The 25985-nt window shown below is 59.5% G+C and carries 20 protein-coding genes and 1 pseudogene; 13 read left to right on the plus strand and 8 right to left on the minus strand.

Going from position 1 to position 25985, the window contains the following annotated elements; genetic code table 11:
* Together V5B39_RS06965 and V5B39_RS06970 are read right to left on the minus strand one after the other, a co-directional pair.
* On the minus strand, positions 1-220 hold a 220-nt coding region (locus V5B39_RS06965; protein WP_332342195.1), incomplete at its 3' end, for a Calx-beta domain-containing protein.
* A 106-nt stretch (positions 221-326) separates the two neighbouring features.
* Positions 327-3452 (minus strand): DUF4347 domain-containing protein, encoded by a 3126-nt coding sequence (locus tag V5B39_RS06970; RefSeq protein WP_332342196.1) that lies wholly within the window; start codon positions 3450-3452, stop codon positions 327-329.
* A gap of 188 nt (positions 3453-3640) precedes the next feature.
* Between V5B39_RS06970 and V5B39_RS06975 the strand changes: the two are divergent.
* Positions 3641-4552, plus strand: a pseudogene (locus tag V5B39_RS06975) (IS1595 family transposase).
* Positions 4553-4583: 31 nt separating this feature from the next.
* Here V5B39_RS06975 and eno read toward each other — a convergent pair.
* Positions 4584-5996 (minus strand): phosphopyruvate hydratase, encoded by a 1413-nt coding sequence (gene eno, locus V5B39_RS06980; RefSeq protein ID WP_332342197.1) that lies wholly within the window; start codon positions 5994-5996, stop codon positions 4584-4586.
* 356 nt (positions 5997-6352) lie between these two features.
* Between eno and V5B39_RS06985 the strand changes: the two genes are divergently transcribed.
* Genes V5B39_RS06985 through hslU form a run of 3 tightly spaced genes read left to right on the plus strand, consistent with a single transcriptional unit; the run spans position 6353 to position 9441 of the window.
* Positions 6353-7549 (plus strand): STAS domain-containing protein, encoded by a 1197-nt coding sequence (locus V5B39_RS06985; RefSeq protein WP_332342198.1) that lies wholly within the window; start codon positions 6353-6355, stop codon positions 7547-7549.
* A gap of 21 nt (positions 7550-7570) precedes the next feature.
* Entirely contained in the window at positions 7571-8107 is a 537-nt protein-coding gene (hslV, locus tag V5B39_RS06990) for an ATP-dependent protease subunit HslV (protein WP_034950363.1), read from the plus strand.
* 2 nt (positions 8108-8109) lie between these two features.
* Positions 8110-9441, plus strand: coding sequence for an ATP-dependent protease ATPase subunit HslU (gene hslU / locus V5B39_RS06995; RefSeq protein ID WP_332342199.1), 1332 nt, complete (start codon positions 8110-8112; stop codon positions 9439-9441).
* Positions 9442-9457: 16 nt separating this feature from the next.
* On the opposite strand, the gene V5B39_RS07000 is transcribed toward hslU, so the two are convergent.
* From V5B39_RS07000 to V5B39_RS07010, 3 genes are read right to left on the minus strand one after another with little or no spacing between them, the layout of a single operon-like run.
* On the minus strand, positions 9458-9886 hold the full coding sequence (locus V5B39_RS07000; protein ID WP_332342200.1) for a universal stress protein: 429 nt from the start codon (positions 9884-9886) through the stop codon (positions 9458-9460).
* The gene (locus tag V5B39_RS07005; protein ID WP_332342241.1) at positions 9883-10623 is read right to left on the minus strand and encodes a TerC family protein; all 741 of its coding nucleotides are present in this window, start codon (positions 10621-10623) and stop codon (positions 9883-9885) included. Before V5B39_RS07005 ends, V5B39_RS07000 begins: the two co-directional genes overlap by 4 nt.
* A gap of 2 nt (positions 10624-10625) precedes the next feature.
* Positions 10626-11972 carry a serine/threonine-protein kinase gene (locus tag V5B39_RS07010; RefSeq protein ID WP_332342201.1) on the minus strand — a complete coding sequence of 449 codons (1347 nt, stop codon included), beginning with the start codon at positions 11970-11972 and terminating at the stop codon, positions 10626-10628.
* A 176-nt stretch (positions 11973-12148) separates the two neighbouring features.
* On the opposite strand from V5B39_RS07010, the gene grpE reads away from it, so the two are divergent.
* The 4 genes from grpE (at position 12149) to V5B39_RS07030 (ending at position 17747) form a co-directional block, all read left to right on the plus strand.
* A complete protein-coding gene (grpE, locus tag V5B39_RS07015; RefSeq protein ID WP_332342202.1) occupies positions 12149-12730 on the plus strand; it encodes a nucleotide exchange factor GrpE in 582 nt (193 codons plus the stop codon).
* Positions 12731-12819: 89 nt separating this feature from the next.
* The gene (gene dnaK, locus V5B39_RS07020; protein ID WP_332342203.1) at positions 12820-14748 is read left to right on the plus strand and encodes a molecular chaperone DnaK; all 1929 of its coding nucleotides are present in this window, start codon (positions 12820-12822) and stop codon (positions 14746-14748) included.
* A gap of 67 nt (positions 14749-14815) precedes the next feature.
* The gene (dnaJ, locus tag V5B39_RS07025) at positions 14816-15940 is read left to right on the plus strand and encodes a molecular chaperone DnaJ (protein WP_332342204.1); all 1125 of its coding nucleotides are present in this window, start codon (positions 14816-14818) and stop codon (positions 15938-15940) included.
* 664 nt (positions 15941-16604) lie between these two features.
* Positions 16605-17747 (plus strand): ABC transporter substrate-binding protein, encoded by a 1143-nt coding sequence (locus V5B39_RS07030; protein ID WP_332342205.1) that lies wholly within the window; start codon positions 16605-16607, stop codon positions 17745-17747.
* 194 nt (positions 17748-17941) lie between these two features.
* On the opposite strand, the gene cysS is transcribed toward V5B39_RS07030, so the two are convergent.
* Complete coding sequence (gene cysS / locus V5B39_RS07035; protein WP_332342206.1) at positions 17942-19324, minus strand: cysteine--tRNA ligase; 1383 nt, start codon at positions 19322-19324, stop codon at positions 17942-17944.
* 224 nt (positions 19325-19548) lie between these two features.
* Between cysS and V5B39_RS07040 the strand changes: the two genes are divergently transcribed.
* The 5 genes from V5B39_RS07040 to recQ all read left to right on the plus strand — a co-directional run bounded on the left by V5B39_RS07040 (position 19549) and on the right by recQ (position 24485).
* Positions 19549-20688, plus strand: a complete 1140-nt coding sequence (locus tag V5B39_RS07040) for a tetratricopeptide repeat protein (RefSeq protein WP_332342207.1) — start codon at positions 19549-19551, stop codon at positions 20686-20688.
* Between the two features lie 27 nt (positions 20689-20715).
* Positions 20716-21282 (plus strand): peptidylprolyl isomerase, encoded by a 567-nt coding sequence (locus V5B39_RS07045; protein WP_332342208.1) that lies wholly within the window; start codon positions 20716-20718, stop codon positions 21280-21282.
* A complete protein-coding gene (locus V5B39_RS07050) occupies positions 21279-21770 on the plus strand; it encodes a peptidylprolyl isomerase (RefSeq protein WP_332342209.1) in 492 nt (163 codons plus the stop codon). The genes V5B39_RS07045 and V5B39_RS07050 overlap by 4 nt, the downstream gene beginning before the upstream one ends.
* Before the next feature lie 134 nt (positions 21771-21904).
* On the plus strand, positions 21905-22636 hold the full coding sequence (locus tag V5B39_RS07055) for a UDP-2,3-diacylglucosamine diphosphatase (RefSeq protein WP_332342210.1): 732 nt from the start codon (positions 21905-21907) through the stop codon (positions 22634-22636).
* A gap of 34 nt (positions 22637-22670) precedes the next feature.
* Positions 22671-24485, plus strand: a complete 1815-nt coding sequence (recQ, locus tag V5B39_RS07060; RefSeq protein ID WP_332342211.1) for a DNA helicase RecQ — start codon at positions 22671-22673, stop codon at positions 24483-24485.
* A gap of 2 nt (positions 24486-24487) precedes the next feature.
* Here the strand turns inward: recQ and V5B39_RS07065 are convergent, their stop codons facing one another.
* Positions 24488-25963: an FMN-binding glutamate synthase family protein gene (locus tag V5B39_RS07065; RefSeq protein ID WP_332342212.1), complete on the minus strand. Its 1476-nt coding sequence runs from the start codon at positions 25961-25963 to the stop codon at positions 24488-24490.
* Positions 25964-25985 lie beyond the last annotated feature (22 nt).

The raw sequence follows: 25985 nt of genomic DNA on the forward strand, positions 1-25985 counted from the left end.
AGAGAGCGACCCGCACCACCTTCGTCGTCTCGCCCGCGGTAAAATTCAGCGTGCCACTGATCCCCAAGTAGTCCCAAGAGATACCTTCTCTCGCCGTGCCGTTCGCCGTCGTGTAGTTCACCGTCACCAGGCTCGGTGCGGGGGCGCTCAGGCTGACGACGATATCGACGTAGCCATCGGATTCACCTATTACGACATCTCTTGTATTAATCGTTACCATAAATGGACTCCCTTTCTTCAGATCAGAGCGTGTTAACCCGAGTTCGACAATTTTTGCTTTAGCGGTTGGACCGGACGCTTTCGGCGCGGCGGATAAACGCTATTCGTTAGACTACGGAAACATTCACCAAAGACGGGTCGGTAATCCCCGTCAGGGTGATCGTGATCACGTCCCCATTGGCATCGGCCCCAAAGTCAATGAGCGTATCGCCGGTGATGGGGTTGGACTGCACAGTGATGCCGTCCGTACCGTCCAGTGCGGCGAGCTTGATGTTGCCCGCAGCGGTCACCGTGTCAATGGTCAGCTGGTCATTCGCCACGGAAAAGCCGTTGATCTGGATTTGCGTATCCGGTGCACTGGCTTTGGCACCCGCCACATGGAAGGTAAAGGCCTCGCTTGCAGCGCTGGCGGTGACCGGTGCGGTGCTTCCCACCACCAGCGGGACGTTGGTCAAATTACTCCCGATCGTCACCGCGCCACCCGAAGCAATGGTCGAACCCGTGGGGAGTGCAACCCCAAGGATATTCTGCACAAACGTGGCATAGCTCACGTCCGGCAGGTTGATGCCGGCCGTGGCGTTGCCTCCCGCTTCATAGGTGAAGCGATCGGCGCCCAGGACATTGATCTCGCTGCCATTGCTGAGGGTGAGCTGCAGCGTGTTGCTGTTCAGTTTGCTGCTCGCGATGGCCAGCCCGCTGGCCAACTGAATGCTGTTGCTGCCCTGGGGGTCGGTGATAGTGAGTTTTGTTCCCGCAGGCAGCATGGCATTGCTGAGCAGGTAGGTGTCGTTACCCACCCCCGCACCTACCACCGAAGGCGAGGCGTACTGCAGGACGACGAAGTCATCCTGTTTCGATGAGGCGATTGGAGAGACGCCGGTCAAACCAGAACCAATCGTCACCGCGCCACCCGAAGCAATGGTCGAACCCGTGGGGAGTGCAACCCCAAGGATATTCTGCACAAACGTGGCATAGCTCACGTCCGGCAGGTTGATGCCGGCCGTGGCGTTGCCTCCCGCTTCATAGGTGAAGCGATCGGCGCCCAGGACATTGATCTCGCTGCCATTGCTGAGGGTGAGCTGCAGCGTGTTGCTGTTCAGTTTGCTGCTCGCGATGGCCAGCCCGCTGGCCAACTGAATGCTGTTGCTGCCCTGGGGGTCGGTGATAGTGAGCTTTGTTCCCGCAGGCAGCATGGCATTGCTGAGCAGGTAGGTGTCGTTACCCACCCCCGCACCCACTACCGAAGGCGAGGCGTACTGCAGGACGACGAAGTCATCCTGTTTCGACAGGGGGGCCGTGGCGGTGTAAACGTCGTTGGTGAACGGATTGGCCATGCCCACCACATCGTGCAACTGGCTCGCCACGGCGCTGCTGTCGCTGCCATAGTTGTTATAGGGGTCATCCCCCCAGGTCACTACCGAACCATCGGCGCGCAGCGCGGCAAAGGCCGTGGCCGTCGAAAACACCTGCGTCACGTCGATCGTGCCATCGAGTTGCGTCGCCACGGCGCTGCTGTTGCCGCCATGATAGGCATCACCCCAGGTCACGACCGAGCCATCGGCGCGCAACGCGGCAAAGGCGCCAGCGTTCGAAAACACCTGCGTCACGTCGATCGTGCCATCGAGCGCTGCGGCCACGGCGCTGCTGTCGCCGCCACCCCAGCGATACCCCCAGGTCACCACCGAGCCATCGGCGCGCAGCGCGGCAAAGGAGTCGCTCGTCGAAAACACCTGCGTCACGTCGATCGTGCCATTGAGCGCGGTGGCCACGGCGCTGATGTTGCCGCCCCTGTCGGAATGCCCCCAGGCCACCACCGAGCCATCGGCGCGCAGCGCGGCAAAAGCGTTCATGGTCGAAAATACCTGCGTCACGTCGATCGTGCCATTGAGCGCGGTGGCCACCGCGCTGATGTTGCCGCCCCTGTCGGGATGCCCCCAGGCCACCACCGAGCCATCGGCGCGCAGCGCGGCAAAGGCTTCTCCCGCCGAAGCCACCTGCGTCACGTCGATCGTGCCATTGAGCGCCGCGGCCACGGCACTGCTGTCGCCGCCAGAGGCGGCAATTCCCCAGGTCACCAGCGAACCATCGGCGCGCAGCGCGGCAAAGGCTGATGTCGTCGAAAACACCTGCGTCACGTCGATCGTGCCATTGAGCGCTGCGGCCACCGTGCTGCTGTTGCCGCCATAATCGGCAGACCCCCAGGTTACCACCGAGCCATCGGCGCGCAGCGCGGCAAAGGCCCTTTCCGTCGACGCTACCTGTGTCACGTCGATCGTGCCATTGATCGCAGCGGCCACGGTGCTGCTGTCTTCGCCCCAGTTGCCAGAGGAGCTATACCCCCAGGTCACCATCGAGCCATCGGCGCGCAGCGCGGCAAAGGCAGAGGTCGTCGAAAACACCTGCGTCACATCGATCGTGCCATCGAGTGCGGCAGCCACGGCACTGCTGTTAGCGCCCCCCATATCGTACCCCCAGGTCACCACCGAGCCATCGGCGCGCAGCGCGGCAAAGGCGGAGGGTGTCGAAAACACCTGCGTCACGTCGATCGTGCCATCGAGTTTTGTGGCCACGGCGCTGCTGTCACCGCCGGACCACCCCCAGGTCACCACCGAGCCATCGGCGCGCAGCGCGGCAAAAGCCGTCCCATTGCGCCACTCGCCGGCACTGTGTCCAGGGCAGGAAGGGGTCAGCGGCGTGATCGTCATGCCGAGCAACCCGTGCCATTGCGGATGTTGGAGCGGCGGGGTGCGAAGCTCGCCGACATCGAGCCGCCAGGCTCCCCCGAGGTCGGCATGACCCACCGGCGCCGACGAAGCCGAGACCGCGGCGCCGCAGGCCTCGGCCAGCGCACGCACGAAGGCGCGGCCGTCGCTGCCTTTGCCGACTTCGCAGCCGTAGATCTGCATGTCGCCGTCGGTGCCCAGCGCGCGGCCGATCGCCGCGAGTTCTGCGGCATGAGAAACGAGGTTCTCGCGCGTGAGTTCCCCTGAACCGATCGTCAGCGCGCCGGGGCGACCGTGCGCCAGGATGCGGATCGATGCCAGGTCGCACCGACCGGCCAGTGCGGCCTGCATCTGCCCCAGCCCGTCCTGCGTGGCACCGAGCCAGACCGGATCGCAATCGGCGCTCAGGCCACTGATCAGCGTCAGGTGATCCGCAACGCGCGAATCGATGAAGACCATCGTTTTTCTCAGAATGCTGCTGCGGGTCAGGTCCGGGGCACTCTTTGCCATATTTACTCTTCCATAATCAGACAAATTTATATAAGTAAGTGATAAGCGGTTAGGATGGATTCCCATTATCCACTTGTTTTTTAACGAAAAAGGCTCTTTATGTGTTTCGGACGGTTGAAGATTTGCGCGTGGGCAGACCACCATTCCGATAGAATTTTGGGTTGTTATGCCTTGAGGATGTTGGCCCGATACTTCACCTTCAGAACTTTCTGGACGATGCCAAGTGTTACGACGAAGTACGCGAACGGCGCTGGCCGGAGGGAGTGCGCTGCCCGCATGGTGCGTCGCACGAAGTGACCCGGCAAGGTCATGACACGACCCAGCCGTCGCGCCGGAAAGATCACTGCACGGTTTGCCGCCGCGACTTTGACGACTTGACCGGAACGATCTTCGCGGCTCCCCCCAGCCGCTGCGGGTGTGGATCTAGTGCCTGTACCGGATGGTCCTGAACCTTTCCAACGAGCAGATTGGGCAGGAGTGGGGTCTGAACAAAGAGGACGTGCACCGCATGGCCTCGCCATTGCGCATGGGCATCGTAGCGGTGCAAACGGAGCCGACGCTGTCGGGCGAGGTCGAGTGTGACGAGGTTGATGTCGTGGCGGGCCATAAGGGCCACCCCGAGGCAGTAAAAAAAAGGCCGTCAGGGCCGACGACGGCGCCTGCAGGGCGCTCGCGGGCGCGGTACCCTGGAAAAAGAGAAGCCGCCGATTTTCGGGAGGCTCCAACTCGGCGGAGAGGTCGTCGTGCGGATGCTCGAAAACGTCCAGCAGCCGACCATGAAACCGTTGATCCTGGGCACGATCGTCTATACGGACGAGTATGACCTCTACGCTCATCTGCCCGAGTGGGGGGATGGACACAAGACGGTGTAGCACAGCCGGGGTGAGTACGCCCGCGATGAGGACGGCGACGGGTTTCATGAAGTCCATGTCAATACGATGGAAGGCTTCTGGTCATTGCTGCGTTCCTGGTTACGTCCCCATCGCGGCCTCTCACAGGAGAAACTCCCGCTCTACCTGGGCTTCTTCCAGTTCGTGCACAACGCCAGAATCCGTGGCAAAGGCTTGCTGAAACATCTTCTCAATGCCCTTCTGGCTTAGCCGTCCGAAACGCATAATGAGCCTCTGGTTTTTAGAAACCCGCGCCCTTGATCGATTTCAGACCCTTGAAGACGGCCTTGCTCCCGAGTTGCTCCTCGATGCGTAGCAACTGGTTGTACTTGCAGATGCGGTCGGTACGCGACAGCGAACCCGTCTTGATCTGCCCGGCGCCGGTACCAACGGCCAGGTCGGCGATGAAGGAGTCTTCGGTTTCACCGGACCGGTGCGACGAGATGACACCGTAACCGGCTTTCTGGGCCATCTTGATGGCGTCGAGCGTTTCGGTGACGGTGCCGATCTGGTTGACCTTGATGAGGATCGCGTTGGCTGCCTTCATGTCGATGCCTTGCTTGAGACGAACCGGGTTGGTGACGAAGAAGTCGTCGCCGACGATCTGTACCTTGTCCCCGAGCGCCTTGGTGAGCTTGACATAGCCTTCCCAGTCGCTCTGGTCGAGACCATCCTCGATCGAAACGATGGGATACTTCTTGCACCATTCGCTGTATACGGCAATCATTTCGTCGTCGGTGAACAGCTTGTCGGGATTCGACTTCCAGAACTTGTAGCCCTGGCGGTTTCCTTCGTCGAAGAGTTCGGAAGAAGCGCAATCGAGGGCAATGCTGATCTGCTTGCCGGGTTTGTAACCGGCGGCAACGATCGCCTGCATGATGACTTCAAGTGATTCGTCGTTGGTCAGGTTGGGTGCAAAGCCACCTTCGTCGCCGACGGCGGTAACATGCCCGCCCTTCTTGAGGATCGACTTCAGGGCATGGAAAACCTCGGTGATCCAGCGCAATCCTTCCGAGAAAGTGGGCGCGCCCACCGGCATGATCATGAACTCTTGGAAGTCGATCAAGTTGTCGGCGTGCTTGCCACCGTTGATGATGTTGGCCATCGGCGTTGGCAAGGCAAAGTCGCGGTTTTTGTGGATCTTGCCGATGTATTTCCAGAGCGGCAGCTTGCTGACATGGGCGCCAGCCAAAGTAATGGCCATCGAAGCGCCGAGGATCGCATTCGCTCCCAGGTTTGACTTGTTGGGTGTGCCATCGAGGGCAATCATGGCCTCGTCGAGTGCGCGCTGGTCGAGAGGATTCTTGCCTTTGAGGAGTTTCGCAATCTTGGTGTTGACCGATTCGACCGCTTTCAGCACGCCCTTGCCGAGGTAAACCTTCTTGTCGCCATCACGCAGTTCGCAGGCTTCGAATTCCCCGGTCGACGCACCCGAGGGGACTGCGGAGCGGGCCATGAAACCGTCGTCGAGAGTGATGTCGACCTCGACGGTCGGGTTGCCGCGTGAGTCGAGGATCTGCCGGCCAACGACCTTGGTGATCTTGACGAATGCAGGAGGAGCCGCTGCCGCCGCTTCTTCGGCTTGCTCGGGGTGTTCGATGCTCTCGGCCTTTTCGACCTTTTCTGCTTTCTTGACTTTGTTGCCTTTTGCCATGATTGGAACTCCGTGGGGGTGGTTCGGTGGAAAGTTGGAGGGAAATGGTGAAGGGAATTTTCCCAGAAGATCATACCGAATTCAGATGACAAGGTGCAATCCCCTGGCGACGAAATCAGGGATGAATTCGTCGATCCCAATAAAACGTGGAGAATCGGTGACTTGCGGGAGGCAGAGCGAACCTCCTCACGAATAGAGGTAGAAAGTGTGAATCGACCCCGGATTGAAATTGCAGTGCGCTGGGCGATGTGTTACAAGGTAAACTTATCGCCTTGTCGCGAATTTGCGAATTCAACCGCAGTCCTCCTCGTCAAATGGTTTTTTCGTTTTTCAAGAAGCCGCCGCCGGAAAAGAAAATGGTTGCCCGGCCAGCCGCCGTTCCCCGTACACGTGACGAGCGGAGCGGAGCCTTTGGTCCGGCAGCGGAAGAGAAACCGGTTGCCGCGGTGCCAGTCGGCCTGGTACCGGGAGACCTCCCCTTCACTGCGCCGGTTTCCCAGGCCGAAGGACAGCCACTGGATCTCAGCGAGTTTCAATTTAGTGAGTCCGCGCCTGAATTTCAGATCGAGGCCGAGCTGGACCCGATCGACGCCGAGGCGGAAGAGGCCGCCATGCTTTATTCGAATGGCCAGGAGAGCGCGGTTCGCGCCTTGCTCGAGAGGGCGACTCGCTCCTACCGCTCTGGCCCCGGCGAGCGCTTGTGGTTGATGCTCTTTGACCTGTTCCGACTGACTGGCCAAAAAGCTGCTTTTGAGGGTCTGGGCATCGATTATGCCCAATCCTTCGAGAAATCGCCGCCAGGTTGGCGCGATGCCGTGGTCGCCGTGTCGGTACACGCCAAGGGGGTTGGGTCGGTATTATTCAAGGGTGATTTGACGGGTGACAACGAAGCCGGGTTTGCGGCCGCGCGCCAGGCCCTCGCACGAAACCCGCATCTTCGTCTCGATTTGTCGAAGTTGCGCAAACTGGATGCTGCCGGTTGTCAGCGGCTACTGGAATTGCTGCAGCAGGCTCGCAAGGATCGGCGTGAGATCGAACTGCTGGGCCGTGATCATTTGGCGACCCTGGTCGACCGTCTGGTCGTGCCCGGTCGTGCAGAAGGCCAGGCCTGCTGGCTGCTGAAGCTCGAGGTCTGCCAGTTGCGTGGGGAGTTGGAGGTCTTCGAGGACCTGGCGATCAACTATGCGGTGACCTTCGAGATTTCGCCACCTTCCTGGGAGCCCAGGCGGGTGATGGAAGCCGAGCCTCCGCCGCAGGTTCTTGCTGCCGCCGAGCAGTTGTTGACCGAGGCGTATGTCATCAAGGGCGATGTCAAGGCGGCTCGTTTTCCCGATTTAATGGCGTATGCTGTTGCCAATGATCCGGTCCTGATTGACTGTTCGGCCGTGACCCGGATGGATTTCCTGAGTGCCGGCGCCCTGCTCAACATTCTGACGACGGTCAGGCGGACGGGCCGACAGATCATTTTCCGTCACCCCCATTACTTACTTGCCGAACTGTTCCGCGTCGTCGGGCTGAAGTCCGTGGCGGAAATCGTTCTTGCCAGAAACTAGGATTACCCACAGGAGTTTTGTATGGACCAGTACCACGGCACGACGATCCTGTCAGTTCGCCGCGGCAAGCGCGTTGCCATGGGTGGCGACGGACAGGTCACCCTTGGCCAACTCGTCATCAAGGCCAGTGCGCGCAAGGTTCGGCGCATCTATCAGGGGCGGATTCTCGCCGGCTTTGCGGGTGGGACGGCGGATGCCTTCACCCTCTTTGAGCGTTTCGAGGCCAAACTTGACAAGCACCAGGGCAATTTGCTCCGCTCGGCGGTTGAACTCGCCAAGGACTGGCGCAGCGACCGCGCCCTGCGCCGGCTGGAAGCCATGCTGGCAGTCGCTGATCAGGAGAATTCACTGATCATCACCGGCAATGGTGATGTGCTCGAACCGGAGTACGGCATTGTCGCGATTGGTTCGGGGGGCGCCTTCGCGCAAGCAGCGGCACGCGCACTGGTTGAAAACAGCGAACTCGATCCGGCCGAGGTGGTCCGCAAGTCGCTGCAGATCGCCAGTGATCTGTGCATCTATACCAATCAGAACTTCACCATCGAGGTGCTCGAATAACCATGTCGGCGATGACTCCGCAGGAAATTGTTCACGAACTGGACAAACATATCGTTGGTCAGGGGAAGGCCAAGAAGGCTGTGGCGATTGCGCTGCGCAACCGCTGGCGGCGCGCGCAGGTCGCCGAGCCGCTGCGCCAGGAGATCACACCCAAGAACATTCTGATGATCGGGCCCACGGGTGTTGGCAAGACCGAAATCGCACGCCGGCTGGCGCGTCTGGCCAATGCGCCGTTCATCAAGATCGAGGCGACCAAGTTTACCGAAGTCGGTTACGTGGGCCGCGATGTCGAAACGATTATCCGTGACCTCGTCGAAATTGCCGTCAAAAGCGCTCGTGAACAGGCGCTGACGGGCGTTCGCGTGCGTGCCGAAGACGCTGCCGAAGATCGCATCCTCGACGCCCTGTTGCCGCCGGCACGCGGCAATTTCTTCAACGATGCACAATCGACAGAAGACAGTGCGACCCGGCAGAAATTTCGCAAGAAGCTGCGCGAGTGCGAACTGGACCACAAGGAGATCGAGGTGGATGTCGCTGCTCCGTTGATGCAGGCCGAGATCTTCGCTCCGCCGGGAATGGAGGAACTGACCTCGCAGATCCAGGGCATGTTCCAGAACATGGGCGGGGGCCGCAAGAAATCGCGCAAGCTGAAGATCTGCGATGCACGCAGGTTGCTGATCGAGGAGGAAGCCGCAAAACTGGTCAATGATGAGGACGTCAAACACGATGCGGTTCGCAATGTCGAGCAGAACGGCATCGTCTTTCTCGACGAAATCGACAAGATTGCCTCACGCAGCGACACGCACGGCGTGGACGTTTCACGTCAGGGGGTGCAGCGCGATCTGCTGCCACTCGTTGAAGGCACCACGGTATCGACCAAGTACGGGATGATTCGTACCGATCACATCCTGTTTATTGCCAGCGGCGCATTTCATTTGGCCAAACCTTCGGATCTGATTCCCGAACTGCAGGGTCGCCTGCCGATCCGGGTTGAGCTCGATTCCTTGTCGGTCGCCGATTTCGAGTGCATTCTGACGCAGACTGACGCCTGTCTGACCATGCAATACCAGGCGCTGCTGGCTACCGAAGGAGTGACCCTCGACTTTGCCGCTGACGGTATCAAACGCCTGGCCGAGATTGCCTGGTCGGTCAACGAACGCACCGAAAATATCGGTGCCCGACGACTGTATACGGTGATGGAGCGACTGCTCGAGGAGGTGTCGTTTTCCGCCTGCGAGGGAAGCCTGGAGAGCGTTGCCATCGATGCGGCCTACGTGGACAGTCGGCTGGCCGAACTGGCGCAGAACGAGGATCTGTCGCGCTACGTTCTGTAGCGCACAGGTCTGCTGCCTACTTCACCACCAGGACCGGCAATTCGGTGAGGTGAATGACCTTGCTCGTGACCGATCCGAGCAGCGCGCTGGCGACTGAGCCAAGACCCCGAGCCCCGATGACGATCAGGGTGCAGTGCTGCTCTCTGGCGAAATTGACAATCGTCGGAGCCGGTTCGCCGACCAGGATATGTGGCGAGTACGCAAGCCCGCCAGCGTCCAGTCTGAAACGAGCATCGGCCAGTGCGGCTTCGCCAGCCTCACGGTGGTAGTCCTGGACGACGCCGTGGCTGACGAAACGGGTGACGTCCGAAGGCAGGGGGGGCTGCACATTGATCAGCATGATCGCTGGTGCGATGGTGTCACGAGCCGCTTCGCGCAGGACATGGTCGACGGCCCGCAAGGCAGGCAGCGAGCCGTCGACGGGAATCAGCCAGAGGGCATTCATGGTTTTTTTCCTTCACCAAGTTTCTCGGCAGTCGCAGTTGCCAGTTCAACGGCCGCATGCGCCGCTTGCCGGCTGGCCAGCCACTTGCCCGTTACCACCACCAGCAATGCGCCGAAAGCTGATACCAGGTAAGCGCTATGCGGAACCGTCGCATGCCAGCTTGCCGGCAGTGCCGGGTCGGTCACCAACATGCCGCCACCGATCCAGCCAAGCAGTCCACCACCAGCCGTGATCACGATCGGGAATCGATCCATCAGGGCGAGCACCAGTTTGCTACCCCAGACCACGATCGGGATCGAAACCATGATCCCGAAGGTGACGAGAACGATCGATCCATGCGACGCGCCGGCGACCGCAATGACGTTGTCTATACTCATCACCGCGTCGGCGACGATGATCGTCTTGATCGCTCCGATCAGCGTGCTGCTTCCTTGCACATGATCATGCGCATCCTCGTGTTCCGGCAGGATGAGCTTGACACCGATCCAGAACAACAGCAGTCCGCCGACAATCTTGAGATATGGAATCGCCAGGAGTTGCAAGGCGAAGTAGATCAGTACGAGACGCAGCCCGATCGCACCGAAGACGCCCCAGAAAATTCCCTGGTTGCGTTGTGCCACAGGCAGTCTGCGGCACGCCAGAGCAATCACCACGGCGTTGTCGCCACCGAGCAGAATGTCGATCAGAATGATCTGGAATACGGCGATCCAGAACGTTGGCGAGGCGAGGTCAGGCATCATCACATTAACTCCAGGGGCGGCATCAGGCCTGCGGTGTAGGCAGAGCTGCCTTGAACGGCGTTCTGGCCGAACTTGGCCAGCACCTTGTTGGCTTCGCGCAAGCGATCGAGCAGTTTGCTCAGCAGAATCTTGTTGAAGCGTTCCCGTACTTCATCAGAACTCAATTCCAGCGCTGCGCTATTGATTTCCAGGAACAAGGTCGGTTCCAGAGTCACCACCGTGGCGTGACGTCGAGAGTCGCTCGGGTGCAGGAAGGCCATCTCGCCGACTACCTCGCTCGCACCGAGTCGACAGATCACCCGTCCATTGATGGAGATCTCGACAAAGCCATCAACCACCACGCCAAACTTGCGGTGGTTATCGCCTTCACGGATGATCGTGACTTTCTCCGACAATTCTCGCCAGACGCTGATGCGCAGCACCTCCCACAATTCAATATCCTCGAACTCGGCGAAGAATTCCACCTTGCGCAACCTTTCAAAGTGCGTCTGATCCTGCTGGATCTGATCTTCTTCGAGCATCTGGTAGCGCACCGAGGAAAGATCCTTGGCGAACTCGGCACCATTACGGTAGCGGCTGTAAAGATCCTTCTCAAGTGCCTTCTTGATGATCGGATCAAGGCCCGCGGGTAGAGTCGGGTTGAGTGCGCAGACCGAAGGCGAGTCCATGTTGATGATCTTGTAGACCAGTGTCGCGGGATTGTTGGCGCGAAATGGTAGGCGCCCGGTCAGCAACTGGAACAGCATGACCCCCAGCGAATAGAGGTCGGTCTTGTGATTGAGCGGATAGTTCTTGACCTGCTCAGGGGACATGTAGGCGGGTGAACCAACCCCCATCACGAAGGTCGAGTCCATTCCCATATCCTTGAGCAGATTGAGGCCCAGACCGAAATCGGTGACTTTCGGCTCGTCGTGGTCATTGAGCAGGATGTTGGCCGGCTTGATATCACGATGTACGACGCCCTGGCGGAAGGCGTGATCGAGAGCCAGACAGCACTTGAAGATGATGCCGATGACACGGTGCATCGGCAGTAGCCGATTGATCGCGCAATACTTGTCGAGCGCGGTGCCTTCGACGAACTCCATCACCAGATAGGCCTGATCCGGTTCCACCACAGCGTCGAAGATCTTGACGATGTTGGGGTGATTCAGCCGACGACCGATCGCGTCCTCGGTCTGGAAAAGTTTGCGCAGACGTCGTGACATGGCTGCATTTTCTTCGCCGAAACGAATCAGCTTGATCGCGACCTGGCAGTCCATATCCGGGTCTCGGGCCAAATAGACGACAGCAGTCGCACCCTTGCCAAGGGAGCGAATGATTGGATATTTGCCGATCTTTTCCAACATGCCAGAACCCACCCCTATCGACGGCCAGCCGGAACCGAGATGCTAGCAGCAGAACCGCCGCGTGCATGAACAATTTTGCGTCGGTTGCATCGCAGCCCACAAGATCAAGGGACAAAAAGCTTGAAATCGGAGAACTCGCCCCAAACTCTTTCCCGTTTTCAGGGAGATCACCATTTATGCAAACGAATGACACCGTACCCGAAGTGACCACTGCCGCCCCGGCCACGCCGGAAGTTGCTTCTGTCACACCAGAGATCGTTGAGTCGCCATCCGCAGGAGCGCCCCCTGCAAGCGGCGCGCCCAATCTCGAAGAAACCCTCAAACAAGCTCAACAACAGGCCGAGGAGTACCATGATGCATGGCTGCGAGCCAAGGCCGAAACCGAGAACGTGCGCCGCCGTGCGCAGGAGGACATCAGCAAGGCCGCGAAATTCGCCGTTGACCGTTTTGCCCGGGAACTGCTGGCAGTGAAGGACAGCCTCGAAGCTGCGCTGGCGACCGAGACAGCCAGTGTCGAGAGCCTTCGATCCGGTACCGAACTGACCCTCAAGCAACTGGTCGCGGCTTTCGAAAAGTCGGCACTGACCGAGGTCAACCCGCTGGGCGAAAAGTTCGACCCGCATCGACACCAGGCGATCAGCGTCGTCGAATCACCACAGGAGCCCAACACCGTGGTCAGCGTACTGCAGAAGGGCTACCTGCTGGCCGATCGCGTACTGCGCCCGGCACTGGTCGTTGTAGCCAAGGCCAGCGCTTGAAATCGTCACGACCATCCCCAATTGCGTAGCGTTACCCAACATTCCGGTTTTGGCGAATGTTCTCAAAATAATATTGAAAGGATTCTGAAATGGGCAAGATCATCGGCATTGATCTCGGAACGACCAACTCCTGTGTAGCCGTCATGGAGAACGGCAAACCAAAGGTCATCGAGAACTCGGAAGGCGCGCGTACGACGCCATCAACGGTTGCTTATGCGGAGGATGGCGAGATTCTCTGCGGGGCGCCGGCCAAACGTCAAGCGGTGACCAATCCGAAAAATACGCTGTACGCGATCAAGCGGCTGATTGGTCGCCGTTTTGAAGAGAAGGAGGTACAGAAGGATATCTCGCTGATGCCGTTCAAGATTCTCAGAGCCGAGAATGGCGACGCATGGGTCGAGGTGCGCGGCAAGAAAATTGCACCGCCACAGGTTTCCGCGGAAGTTCTGCGCAAGATGAAGAAGACCGCCGAAGATTATCTCGGCGAAGACGTGACCGAGGCGGTGATTACCGTGCCTGCCTATTTCAACGACAGCCAGCGCCAGGCGACCAAGGATGCCGGGCGGATCGCCGGCCTGGAAGTCAAGCGTATCATCAACGAACCGACGGCAGCGGCCCTGGCCTTCGGCATGGACAAAAAGCAGGGGGACAAGAAGATCGCGGTCTACGACCTGGGCGGCGGCACCTTCGATATCTCGATCATCGAAATTGCTGCGGTCGAAGGCGAGCACCAGTTTGAGGTGCTGTCGACCAACGGGGACACCTTCCTCGGCGGTGAAGACTTTGACCAGCGTCTGATCGATTACATCATCGACGAGTTCAAGAAAGAATCGGGCGTCAACCTCAAGGCCGACGTGCTGGCCCTGCAACGCCTCAAGGATGCCGCTGAAAAAGCCAAGATCGAGCTTTCGTCCGGCCAGCAAAATGAAATCAACCTGCCGTACATTACCGCTGACGCCTCCGGACCCAAGCACCTGACGCTGAAGATCACACGCTCCAAGTTCGAGGCGCTGGTCGACGATCTCATCGAACGGACCATCGAACCCTGCCGAATTGCCCTGAAGGATGCTGGTTGCAAGATCGGCGACATCGACGATGTCATCCTGGTCGGCGGACAGAGCCGGATGCCCAAGGTGCAGCAAAGGGTCAAGGAGTTCTTCGGCCGCGAACCGCGCCGCGACGTCAATCCGGATGAGGCGGTGGCCGTCGGTGCAGCGATCCAGGGTGGTGTTCTGCAGGGCGAGGTCAAGGACGTCCTGCTCCTCGATGTGACGCCATTGTCGCTGGGAATCGAGACGCTGGGCGGCGTGATGACCAAGCTGATCAAGAAGAACACGACCATTCCAACCAAGGCGACACAGGTCTTTTCGACGGCTGACGATAACCAGTCTGCGGTGACCATTCACGTGCTGCAGGGCGAGCGGGAAATGGCCAGCGGCAACAAGAGCCTCGGACAGTTCAATCTTTCCGACATTCCACCGGCGCCACGTGGCATGCCACAGATCGAAGTGACCTTCGATATTGATGCGAATGGTATTTTGCATGTCTCGGCCAAGGACAAGGCCACCGGCAAGGAGAACAAGATCAAGATTCAGGCGTCTTCTGGCCTCAGCGAAGCGGAAGTGCAGCGCATGGTCCAGGATGCCGAGTTGCACGCCGAAGAAGACCGGAAAGCGCATGAACTGGCGGAAGCCCGCAACCAGTGCGACGGCATGATTCACACCGTCAAGAAGTCGCTTGCCGAATACGGCAAGGAACTCTCCGACAGCGAGAAACAGGTCATCGAAAAGGCGATGCATGAGGCCGAGGAGGCCATTCGTGGCAACGACATCGAGGCCATCAAGGCGAAGAACGAGGCACTCGGAACGGCTGCGCAGAAGTTGGGCGAGAAGATGTACGCCAAACAACAGGAGCAAACGGGGGGCGCCGCGCATACTGCCGGGGCTGCCGGTGAAGCGAAGAAGGACGACAGCGACGTCGTCGACGCCGAGTTCACCGAAGTCAAAGACAAGAAGTAAGTCTTTGCCTGCCAGGCGGGGCGTATAATCGCGCCTCGCCCTGCTCCCACCAATTGTTCATAAACCCATGGCAAAACGCGACTTATACGACATTCTCGGCGTCAATCGCGACGCGTCCGATGAAGAAATCAAGAAGGCTTACCGCAAGCTGGCGATGAAGCATCATCCGGATCGTAATCCGGACAACCCCAAGGCTGAGGAGCACTTCAAGGAAGTCAAGGAAGCCTACGAAACGCTCACCGACCCGGAGAAACGCGCTGCCTACGACCAGTACGGTTACGCCGGCATCGATCCGCAGGCCGGTATGGGTGCCGCAGGGGCAGGGGGATTTTCCGATGCCTTCGGTGGCATCTTTGACGAGATCTTCGGTGGCCGTCGTGGTGGTGGTGGGCGTTCCAGTGTCTATCGCGGTGCCGATCTGCGCTACAACCTCGAAATTTCGCTGGAGCAGGCAGCCTTCGGCACCGAAACCAAGATCCGCATTCCGACCATGGAGGCTTGCGACGCTTGCCATGGCAGTGGTGCCAAGGCCGGTACGCAGCCAAAGACCTGTCCGACCTGCCAGGGGAGCGGCCAGGTCCGCCTGCAGCAGGGTTTCTTCTCGATTCAGCAGACCTGTCCGAAATGTCACGGTACCGGGCGCTTTATTGCTGAGCCGTGTGTTCAGTGTCACGGATCGGGTCGAGTCAAGCAGCACAAAACCCTGGCGGTGAAAATTCCCGCGGGGGTTGACGAGGGCGACCGGATTCGACTCACGGGCGAAGGCGAGCACGGCATCAATGGCGGACCGTCAGGGGATCTTTACGTTCAGATTCACCTCAAGACACACCCTGTCTTTCAGCGCGAACAGAACGATCTGCACTGCGAGATGCCGATCAGTTTTACCACCGCGGCTTTGGGTGGAGAAATCGATATTCCGACGCTCGATGGCGCCGCGAAAATCCGTGTACCCCCGGAGACGCAGTCCGGGAAAATCTTTCGCTTGCGCGGCAAAGGCATCAAGGGCGTACGTAGTAACGCTCACGGTGATCTGCTCTGCCATGTGGTTGTGGAAACCCCGGTGCATCTCACCGAACGCCAGAAAGAGTTGTTGCGCGAACTTGAGGAATCCAGCCGCGAGAACTCCGCTCAACACAATCCACGCGCCAAATCCTGGATGGATCGTGTGCGCGACTTCTTCGCTGCCACCTGAGAGGTGGATGGCGAAATCGTCGCCAGCAAGCCAGTAAGCTGAGAGGCAAGGCGCGAGCGAGCAACGCCGCAGATCGGTCGCGCAGTCGATTGATTCTAACGGTCATGGCTTTTCCAGGTACCCCCCGATCATGAAAGTCATGACCGTTTCCCTCCCTTGCAGGGCGCATTCCGGCTGGCACGCCGGAATCGTTCGATGGGCGCAGAGCCAGGCTCTGCGAATTCCCCCTCTCATCCCACAGCCCGCGCGGCATCGCGGGCCGGCTACGGCGGCGCGGAGCAGTGCTCCGCGAAACCCCGCCTTCGTTCCCGCAAGGGGGAGGGGAGATTCGTGAGTCGCTGACGCGACTTTCACATTAACCTCTGAGAACCGGCCTCGCTGCACCCGTTGGTGCAGCAGCGTAGTGTCGTGCAAAGCCATCGCAGGAGAATAATTTGCGCGCAGTCGCTGCGTGTAAGGGGTGTGTCAGTTTGCTTCGCCATTCTTGAATGTGAGAGTCGCGTATGCGACTCACGAATCGACCCATCCTCCTCACGGGGGGAGTCGGGGGAGAGGGAAACGGTCATCACTTCGATGATTGGGGTGCCTGGAAAGTAATAGCCGTTGACCATGGCCAGTCGCAGGTCTGTAACGATCGCAGCAATCGCATTCAAGGAGAATGGGCATGAGGATCTTCAGGGCGCTACTGTTTGCTTGCCTGAGTTGGGTTGGCTGCGTGCTGGCGGCTGAGACAGGGGTGACCGACAACAGCGTCCTGATCGGCATGACTGCGCCGTTTTCCGGCCCCAACGGGGCGTATGGGCTGGACATGAAGATGGTCATCAACGCCTATTTTCGCCAGATCAACGACGCCGGTGGGATTCATGGAAGAAGGCTGGAGCTGCGCGCACTCGACGATGGCTACGAAACCGATCGTGCGGTCGCCAATACCCGCACCCTGATCAACCAGGAAAAGGTTTTTGCCCTGCTTGCATCCTATGGTTCGAGTCCCACCACAGCGGCAATGAACGAGGTCTTTGGTGTGGCCAAAGTGCCGCTGGTCGGAGCAATTTCGGGTGCCGAATCGATCCGTCAGTTGCCTAGGGACAACCCGAAAAATCGCTACATGTTCAATGTGCGGGCGAGTTACGCAAACGAGACCGAAGCGATCGTCAATCAATTGGTCTCTCTTGGCTTCAGCAACATCGCCGTTTTTTACCAGAACGATGGATTCGGAAAATCCGGCCTTGATGGCGTCGTTGCCGCGCTCAGAAAGCATAACCAGGCACCGGTGGCGGTGGCCACGGTCGAACGCAACTCGGCCGATGTCAGTCAGGCGGTGCAGACCATTGCCCCGGTTACCCCGCAAGCGGTGATCATGGTGACCTTGTACAAGCCGACTGCCGCCTTCGTTCGTGCGATGAGAAAAATCGGTCAAAAGCCACAGTTCATGACCCTGTCGCCAGTTGGCGCCGATCTGCTGGTGCAGGAGCTTGGTGACGAGGCACGCGGGATCGGCATTTCACAGGTCATGCCCTATCCCTGGAACGATACTACGCCGCTGGTACGCGAATACCAGAAGCTGCTCGGCCAGAATGGAAAGTTTTCTTACTATGGTGTCGAGGCTTACGCCATGGCGAAAGTGCTGGTCGATGCCATCCGCAAGGCGGGCAAAGATCTCAGCCGCGAAAAGCTTCTGACCAGTCTCGAAGGCATGCAGAATCATGACCTTGGGGGCTATCGCATCAGCTATTCGGCCAATGATCGGTTTGGTTCCCGGTTTGTTGATTTAACGGTCATTGGCAACAGTGGCCGGGTTCTTCGTTAATGTGAAAGTCGCGTATGCGACTCACGAACCTCCTTTCCCCCTCAGGCGGGGTTTCGCGGAGCGCTGCTCCGCGCCGCCGTAGCCGGCCCGCGATGCCGCGCGGGCCGTGGGAAGGGTTGGGGGAGAGGGAAACGGTCATGGCTTTCATGATCGGGGGTGCCTGGAAAAGTGATGACCGTTAGGCAATCAGGCGATCAGGCGCGTCGCCAGTGGGTTCCCTGTGCACCATCCTCAAGGACGACTCCCGCGGCCAGCAGTCCGCTACGGATTCTGTCTGCTTCGACGTAGTCCTTGCGTTTCTTTGCCGCCAACCGGTTGGCGATCAGCATTTCGATGGCTTCGACCGACATCTCTTCAGCGCCCAGTGCCGGTGACCCCTGGAGAAATCCTTGTGGGTCGCGCTTGAGCAGGCCCAGCAGGCCCGCCAGCCCACGCAACTGACCGGACAGTCCCGCAGACTTGCTGCGGTTCACCTCGCTGGCCAAGTCAAACAATGCGGCACACGCATCCGGGGTGTTGAAGTCGTCGTTCATGGCCTGGCTGAAGCGAATTGCATGTGGCTCATGCCAGTCCACCGCGGCCACTTCGACTGCCGGCGGGGTTGCCTTGAGTGCGGTGTAAAGCCGGCTCAGCGCCTGTCGTGCATCGTCGAGATGGGCATCGGAATAGTTGAGCGGGCTGCGGTAGTGCGCCCGCAGGATGAAGAAACGCAGTACCTCAGGATCGTATTGCTTGAGAATGTCCCTGATCGTGAAGAAATTGCCGAGTGACTTCGACATTTTTTCGTTATCGACACGGACGAAGCCGTTGTGCATCCAGTAGTTAACGAACGGGCAGTGATGTGCGCCCTCGGACTGCGCGATCTCGTTTTCATGATGGGGAAACTGCAGGTCCTGCCCGCCGCCGTGAATGTCGAAGTGCTTGCCGAGCAGGTCCGAACTCATCGCTGAACACTCGATGTGCCAACCGGGGCGACCATTGCCCCAGGGTGATGGCCAGCAAGGTTCGTCCTTCCTGGCTCGTTTCCAGAGCACGAAGTCGAGCGGGTCATCCTTGCCAATGTCAACGTCGACGCGTTCCCCGGCGCGTAGATCGTCAATGGACTTACCCGACAATTTGCCGTAACCAGGAAATTTTCGGACCGAGAAATTGACGTCACCAGTGGTCGCCTGGTAAGCCAGCCCGTTTTTCTCCAACAGATCGATCAGGCCGAGCATCTGCGGAATATATTGGGTTGCCCGGGGTTCATGGTCGGGTTTCTCCACGCCAAGTGCCGCCGCGTCTTCATTCATGAAGGCAATGAAGCGGTCGGTCAGTTCGCCGATGCTTTCCTTGTTGGCCAGCGCCCGCTGGATGATTTTGTCGTCGATATCGGTAATGTTCCGGACGTAGCATACCTGTAGCCCATTCGCTCGCAGCCAGCGTTGAACCATGTCAAAAACGACCAATACGCGCGCATGGCCGAGGTGGCAGTAGTCATAGACGGTCATTCCACAGACGTACATGCGGACGCTGCCGGGCGTGATCGGTACGAAGTCCTGCTTTTCTCTGGTCAGCGAGTTGTAGATCTTCAACATTTTTAATGTCCGCGATAGCGTCCAGCACAGACGTACGCGCAGGGTCAATCCACTCTCTTCAAAGAATCCAGGTTCCTCAATCTAATCAGGATTCTCAACCCGCATTGGATGGATGGACCGGATTCTTGCTGGTCACCGCCGGCTTGACGGGAAGCCGAAGGGTTACGGGAAGAACAAATTGACTCTGCACGTACACCTGGAGTGCTTTGGTTTGGACGCACTTCTTGTTAGAATCAGCCGGTTTAGTGACGCCCGACTGCTGCATAGGCCAGTATACCATACCGATGCACTCGAATCTTCCGATGCCTATGCCTGCCTCATTTCCGGCCTTGATCGTCGGTTTGCTACTGGGCTGTAGCAGTTTCTTTGCGACATCCGACACGCTGTCGGATGCGCAGCGGCTAATGCGTCAGGGACAGCCTGCGCATGCGCTCGAAAAGGTCGACGCCTACCTGGCGAGCAAGCCATCGGATCCCCAGGGGCGATTCCTCAAGGGCCTGGCCCTCACCGAGATGGGAAAACCGCAGGAAGCAATAGCCGTCTTCAGCAAACTGACCGAGGACTATCCCGAATTGCCAGAGACTTACAACAACCTGGCGGTTCTGTATGCCCAACAGAAACAATACGACAAGGCGCGTACGGCACTCGAGATGGCGATCAGGATCCATCCGGGCTACGCGACCGCCTACGACAACCTGGGTGATGTCTACGCCATGCTCTCCGGTCAGGCTTATGACAAGGCGCTGCAACTGGATCCGTCGAGGCGGGTGACACAATCCAAGCTTGCCAGGCTTCGGGAACTCAATAAGCCCTCCACAAGCAGCACAGGAGTCGCGATACGGCCAGCCGGCGAGACTGGCAGCCGGATGACCAGCATCGAACCGGATGTCATGCCGGCGGCAGCATCAACCCCTGCCGCCGGTACCTCTGCTGTCGCGCTGGCTGCGGGCAAGGGCATTACTCCGCTTGCTGCTGTGACAGAGGCTGATAAATCGGGGCAGCCGGCAACAACGCTGGCTGCCAGTGACGAGAGGGCCGTGACGAAAGCCCTGCAAGGCTGGGCCAGTGCCTGGTCGCGCAAGGATGCCAAGGCCTATCTCGCTTACTATGCAGCCGACTTTCGTACGCCCAGAGGAATTCCTCGTAAGGCGTGGGAAAGTGAGCGCACCCGTCCGATGAGCAAGCCTGGCAAGCTGCAGGTCGAAATCGAGGATCTCCAAGTCTCGTTTGCCGACGACAAGGCGACGGTAAAACTCCTTCAGCATTACAGTTCGCCCTACCTGAAATCCACCGTGACCAAAAACCTCGTCCTGGTCAAATCCAGAGGCAGGTGGCTGATCCAGCAGGAACGTATCGGTGGATGATCATTATTCACCCGGAGGAAATCTCTGATGTACAGGAAACTTGTCCTGATTGCCGGTGGCTTGCTGTCGGTGGCGGCACTGGCTGCACCCAGCATCGACATGCAGACCAGCATGGGTCGGATCGTGATCGAACTCGATTCCGAAAAGGCACCCAAAACTGTCCAGAACTTTGTCCGGTACGTCGATGAGGGGTTCTACAACGGCACGGTTTTCCACCGCGTCATTCCCGGCTTCATGATTCAGGGCGGTGGTTTTACCGTTGACCTGCAACAGAAGCCGGCGGCCAGAAAGGTGGAAAACGAGGGGAAGAATGGCCTGAAAAACGATCGGGGAACGATCGCCATGGCCCGTACCCCGGATCCGCATTCGGCGAGTTCACAGTTCTTCATCAATCACCGCGACAATGCCGCACTCAACTATCCCGCGAGCGATGGCTGGGGCTACACGGTTTTTGGCAGAGTCACGGAAGGTATGGAAGTGGTGGACAAGATCGCCAAGGTGGCGACCGGGAACCGCTCGATACACCAGGACGTTCCTCTTGAACCGGTCATCATCGAGTCGGTCAAGATCATTCCCGAGAAAGGAAAACGATGATCAAGCTGCATACCAATTTTGGCGTCATTGCCATCGAAGTGGACGCCGAAAAAGCTCCCTTGTCGGCCAGAAACTTTCTTGACTACGTCGAAGCCGGCCACTATGACAACACGGTTTTCCATCGCGTGATTCCCGGCTTCATGGTTCAGGGCGGTGGCTTCGAACCGGGCATGAAACAGAAGGCTTGCAAGGCCCCGATCCGCAATGAGGCCAACAACGGGCTCAGGAATGATGCCTACACGGTCGCCATGGCACGTACTCCTGAACCGCACTCGGCCACCGCCCAGTTCTTCATCAATCTGGTCAACAACGATTTTCTCAATTACCGTGCGCCCAATGCCCAGGGTTGGGGCTACTGCGTGTTCGGCAAGGTGGTTGAGGGTCGCGATGTGGTCGATCGGATCAAGGCAGTCAAGACGGGTTTTTCCGGTGGGCATAGCGATGTGCCCCTTGAAGAGGTACTGATCGAACGTGCCGAGGTCTGCTAACGGTCATGACTTTTCCTGACACCCCCGATCATGAAAGTCATGACCGTTTCCCTCTCTCGCGAGGGGAGAGGTTCGTGAGTCGCTGACGCGACTTTCACATTAATGACCGCACCAGTGCACGATTCGTCGACGTAGTGATCCTGTTCATTTCTGATCTGCATCTCGCACCGCAGGCGCCGGGCGTCACCCGCCTCTTCCTCGATTTTCTTGGTGGCCGTGCGCGTGCCGCCGAGCAATTGTTCATTCTCGGTGATCTTTTCGAAGCCTGGCCGGGTGACGACTGCCTGGAAGATCCGGAGGATTCTTTTGCCGCCGACATCGTCGATGCCCTGCACGCGCTGGCGTCGACCGGGGTGTGCGTGTCGGTGATGCACGGCAACCGCGATTTTCTGCTCGGGAACCACTTCGCTGCCCGCAGCGGTGTCCGGCTGCTGCCGGATCCTTATGTCCTGTCACTGCCGGCATGGCAGTTCGTCCTGTCGCATGGCGATGCCTTGTGCACCGACGATCACGACTATCAGGCATTTCGTGCGCTGGCACGCCGGCCCGACTGGCAGGCCACCTTTCTGGGCAAATCCCTGCCGGAGCGCAAGGCGATGGCCATCGCGGCCCGCCAGAAAAGCAAATCTGCGAAGCGAGACAAGGCGGACTACCTGATGGACGTCAATGCCGGGGCGACTGACGATTTCCTGCGCGCGCATGGCTATGCCACACTGATTCACGGTCACACGCATCGTCCGGCAACGCATGACCATCTGATCGACGGTATTCACGTCGAACGCTGGGTGCTGGCGGACTGGCAGGAGACGCAAGGCGAGTTTCTCTGCTGGGATGGCCGGGAACTGTACCGGGAGCGCTGGATCTGATTCCCTTCGGTTGTTCCCACGGCGAACGCAGGTCATGAGCAAGCCCGCGGTCGACATCCTGCGCCGGGTTTTCGGCTATCCGTCGTTTCGTGGTCAGCAGGAGGAAATCGTTGACCAGCTCGTCGCTGGCGGTGACGCGCTGGTGCTGATGCCGACCGGTGGTGGCAAGTCGCTCTGCTATCAGATCCCGGCACTGCTACGCCAGGGTGTTGGGGTGGTCGTTTCGCCGCTGATCGCGCTGATGCAGGATCAGGTTGATGCCCTGCGGCTGGCGGGTGTGCGCGCAGCCTTCCTGAACTCGTCGATGGATTTCCGGTCGGCGGTGGACACCGAGCGCCGTTTGCTGGACGGCAAGCTGGATCTGATCTATGTGGCACCGGAACGGCTGCTCAGCGACCGTTTCATCGGTCTGCTCGAACAACTCGTCGCGCACCGGCAGCTCGCACTCTTTGCGATAGACGAGGCGCATTGTGTTTCACAATGGGGACACGATTTTCGACCGGAGTACATTCAGCTCTCGCAGTTGCACCAGCGCTTCCCTGGGGTACCGCGCATCGCCTTGACGGCGACTGCCGACCCGCTGACCCGACAGGAAATCATTACCCGCCTGAAGCTCGAGGAAGCGAGCTTGTTCGTCGCAAGTTTCGATCGGCCAAACATCCGTTACACGATCGTCGAGCGTGACAACCCGCGCAGGCAGTTGCTGAACTTTCTCGGCGCACATCACGGTGCGGCCGGCATTGTCTATTGTCTTTCGCGCCGCAAGGTCGATGAAACCGCCATCTGGCTCAATGCCCAGGGAGTGACTGCCCTGCCATACCATGCCGGGCTGACCGCTGCCGACCGGCAGCGTCACCAGCAGCGCTTTCTGCGCGAGGATGGGCTGGTGATGGTGGCCACCATCGCTTTCGGGATGGGAATCGACAAGCCCGATGTGCGCTTCGTCGCCCATCTCGACCTGCCCAAGAGCCTCGAAGCGTATTACCAGGAAACCGGGCGCGCCGGGCGCGACGGTGATCCGTCGCAAGCGTGGATGACCTACGGCTTGAATGATGTGGTCATCCATCGGCAAATGATCGAGGAGTCGTCGGCACCGCTCGAGCAAAAGCGCGTCGAAAGGCAGAAGCTCGAGAGCATGCTCGCCTACTGCGAATCGGCGCAGTGCCGTCGCGTCCTCCTGCTCAACTATTTTGGCGAGGCCGCAGCGCCCTGTGGCAACTGCGATGTCTGCCTTGACCCGCCACAGCTCTGGGACGGTACGGTGGCGGCGCAGAAAGCGCTTTCCGCAGCCTTGCGAACCGGTCAGCGTTTTGGTGCCGGGCATCTGATCGACATCCTGCGTGGCAAGCCTACCGACAAGGTCAGGCAGTTCGGTCACGACCGCCTGCCGACTTTCGGTGTTGGAGCGGAGCTGGACGACATGGGATGGCGCTCGGTATTTCGGCAATTGCTCGTCGGTGGGGTGCTCGAAGCCGACGCCGCGGCCTACGGGGCGCTGAAGCTGACGGACAGCGCACGGCCGATTCTCAAGGGGGAAATCAGCCTCAAGCTGCGGCGGCGTCCGGATCGGCCAAAGGGCACGCCAGCCCGGAGCAAGGTGGTATCGGGCAGCACGCCGCAGCGAGCCAACGATTCGCCCCTGGTGGCCAGGCTGCGGACCTGGCGCAGCGAGAGGGCACGCGAACAGGGGGTGCCCGCCTACGTGATCCTGCATGATCGCGCGCTCTACGAGATTGCTGCGCTGCTGCCCGATTCTGTGCAGGCGCTGCTCGCCGTACCGGGGATCGGTCTGGCTAAGGCCGACCGTTACGGCAAAGACCTGCTGGCCATCGTCGCGGCGGCCGACTGATTTCAGGGAGACGTAGCCGGATAGGGATGGAGTCTGTCGAGTGCGACACTCTGTCCGGAAGGCTGCATGATGCGTACATGCCCACGGTGCAGTTCGCGAGCATGGCGCAGGCCGCAGGAGTGGGCGATCATCTCGGTTTCCTTGTTCATGTTCCGGCAATAGGACGCCACCCGCGTCGCTTTGTCCTCGACGACCAGGCCACGCTGCAGGCGCGGATCGTGCGTGGTGACGCCGGTCGGACAGGTGTTGGTGTGGCAGCGCAGGGCCTGGATGCAGCCCAGCGAGAACATGAAGCCACGCGCGGTATTGACGAAATCGGCGCCCGTCGCCAGTGCCCAGGCGACGCGCGCCGGCGTCACCAGTTGGCCGGCAGCGATGATCCGAATCCGTTCCTTGAGGCCGCTGGCCAGCAGTGCGTCGGCAACCAGTGGCAGGGCTTCGTCAATCGACATCGCCATGTGATCGGCCAGCGCCTGCGGTGCGGCACCACTGCCGCCTTCGCCGCCGTCCAGGGTCAGAAAGTCGGGTGCTGCCTGCAGGCCACGGTGTGCGACCGCTGCCGTGAGTTCCTGGATGAAGCGATCCCCTCCGATGGCAGTCTTGACACCCACCGGCTTGCCGGTGATGGCCCGGACATGTTCGACCCGGTCGAGCAGTTCGTCGATGTTGGCGATGTCGCGGTGGCGGTTCGGGCTCAGTGAATCGCGTCCCTCGCTGATGCCGCGGATGCGCGCGATCTCGGGCGTGACCTTGTTGCCCGGCAGAACCCCGCCCTTGCCCGGCTTGGCTCCCTGCGAGAGCTTGATCTCGAAAGCCCGGACGCTGGCTTGGGCGGCGAGTTCGCGCAGACGCTCGTCGGACAGCTCGCCGTTACCGTCACGAACGCCGTACTTGGCCGTGCCGATCTGAAAGATGATGTCGCAACCGCCTTCCAGGTGATACGGAGAAAGCCCCCCTTCGCCGGTGTCCAGCCAGCAGCCGGCTGCTGCTGCACCGTGGGAAAGCGCGCGTACGGCAGGTTGGGAGATGGCGCCAAAACTCATGGCACTGATGTTCACCAGCGACCGACCGACGAAAGGGGTTCGACAGTAGCCTTCACCAATCGCCAGCGCGGGTGTTGCCTGTTTCTCCTCATCGAGAACGGGGAACGGCGCATTGACGAAAATCAGAGCACCGGGGGTATGGATCCGGTAGGTCGAGCCGAAGCCGATAATGCCCCCTTCGTTCTTGGCCATGCGGTAGACCCAGCTACGAGTCGCCCGATCGAAGGGCATCTCGTCCCGGTCGCCGAGAAAAAAATACTGCCGGAAGTATTCGCCGAGCGTCTCGAAAAAATAGCGCAGATGACCGACCAGCGGAAAATTCCGCAACACGGCATGCTTTTCCTGCGTGACGTCCTGTACATAGAGGTAAACCAGGCCGCCAGCAAATGCAAGGGCAAGCATCACTCCCAGGCCAGCAAGCAACAGGTCAAGCATCAGGGTTTTCCTTCGGTGGTAG

The organism is Accumulibacter sp., assembly GCF_036625275.1.
Taxonomy (GTDB): Bacteria; Pseudomonadota; Gammaproteobacteria; order Burkholderiales; family Rhodocyclaceae; genus Accumulibacter.

What these genes read in the sequence shown, in the direction of transcription:
- V5B39_RS07005 (WP_332342241.1), bottom strand. Translation starts at nt 10,623, where the DNA reads ATGCCTGACCTCGCCTCGCCAACGTTCTGGATCGCCGTATTCCAGATC.
- hslV (WP_034950363.1), top strand. Translation starts at nt 7,571, where the DNA reads ATGGACCAGTACCACGGCACGACGATCCTGTCAGTTCGCCGCGGCAAG.
- hslU (WP_332342199.1), top strand. Translation starts at nt 8,110, where the DNA reads ATGTCGGCGATGACTCCGCAGGAAATTGTTCACGAACTGGACAAACAT.
- V5B39_RS07000 (WP_332342200.1), bottom strand. Translation starts at nt 9,886, where the DNA reads ATGAATGCCCTCTGGCTGATTCCCGTCGACGGCTCGCTGCCTGCCTTG.
- dnaJ (WP_332342204.1), top strand. Translation starts at nt 14,816, where the DNA reads ATGGCAAAACGCGACTTATACGACATTCTCGGCGTCAATCGCGACGCG.
- eno (WP_332342197.1), bottom strand. Translation starts at nt 5,996, where the DNA reads ATGGCAAAAGGCAACAAAGTCAAGAAAGCAGAAAAGGTCGAAAAGGCC.
- V5B39_RS07050 (WP_332342209.1), top strand. Translation starts at nt 21,279, where the DNA reads ATGATCAAGCTGCATACCAATTTTGGCGTCATTGCCATCGAAGTGGAC.
- V5B39_RS06985 (WP_332342198.1), top strand. Translation starts at nt 6,353, where the DNA reads ATGGTTGCCCGGCCAGCCGCCGTTCCCCGTACACGTGACGAGCGGAGC.
- V5B39_RS07065 (WP_332342212.1), bottom strand. Translation starts at nt 25,963, where the DNA reads ATGCTTGACCTGTTGCTTGCTGGCCTGGGAGTGATGCTTGCCCTTGCA.
- V5B39_RS07045 (WP_332342208.1), top strand. Translation starts at nt 20,716, where the DNA reads ATGTACAGGAAACTTGTCCTGATTGCCGGTGGCTTGCTGTCGGTGGCG.
- grpE (WP_332342202.1), top strand. Translation starts at nt 12,149, where the DNA reads ATGCAAACGAATGACACCGTACCCGAAGTGACCACTGCCGCCCCGGCC.
- V5B39_RS06970 (WP_332342196.1), bottom strand. Translation starts at nt 3,452, where the DNA reads ATGGCAAAGAGTGCCCCGGACCTGACCCGCAGCAGCATTCTGAGAAAA.
- cysS (WP_332342206.1), bottom strand. Translation starts at nt 19,324, where the DNA reads ATGTTGAAGATCTACAACTCGCTGACCAGAGAAAAGCAGGACTTCGTA.
- recQ (WP_332342211.1), top strand. Translation starts at nt 22,671, where the DNA reads ATGAGCAAGCCCGCGGTCGACATCCTGCGCCGGGTTTTCGGCTATCCG.
- V5B39_RS07010 (WP_332342201.1), bottom strand. Translation starts at nt 11,972, where the DNA reads ATGTTGGAAAAGATCGGCAAATATCCAATCATTCGCTCCCTTGGCAAG.
- V5B39_RS07030 (WP_332342205.1), top strand. Translation starts at nt 16,605, where the DNA reads ATGAGGATCTTCAGGGCGCTACTGTTTGCTTGCCTGAGTTGGGTTGGC.
- dnaK (WP_332342203.1), top strand. Translation starts at nt 12,820, where the DNA reads ATGGGCAAGATCATCGGCATTGATCTCGGAACGACCAACTCCTGTGTA.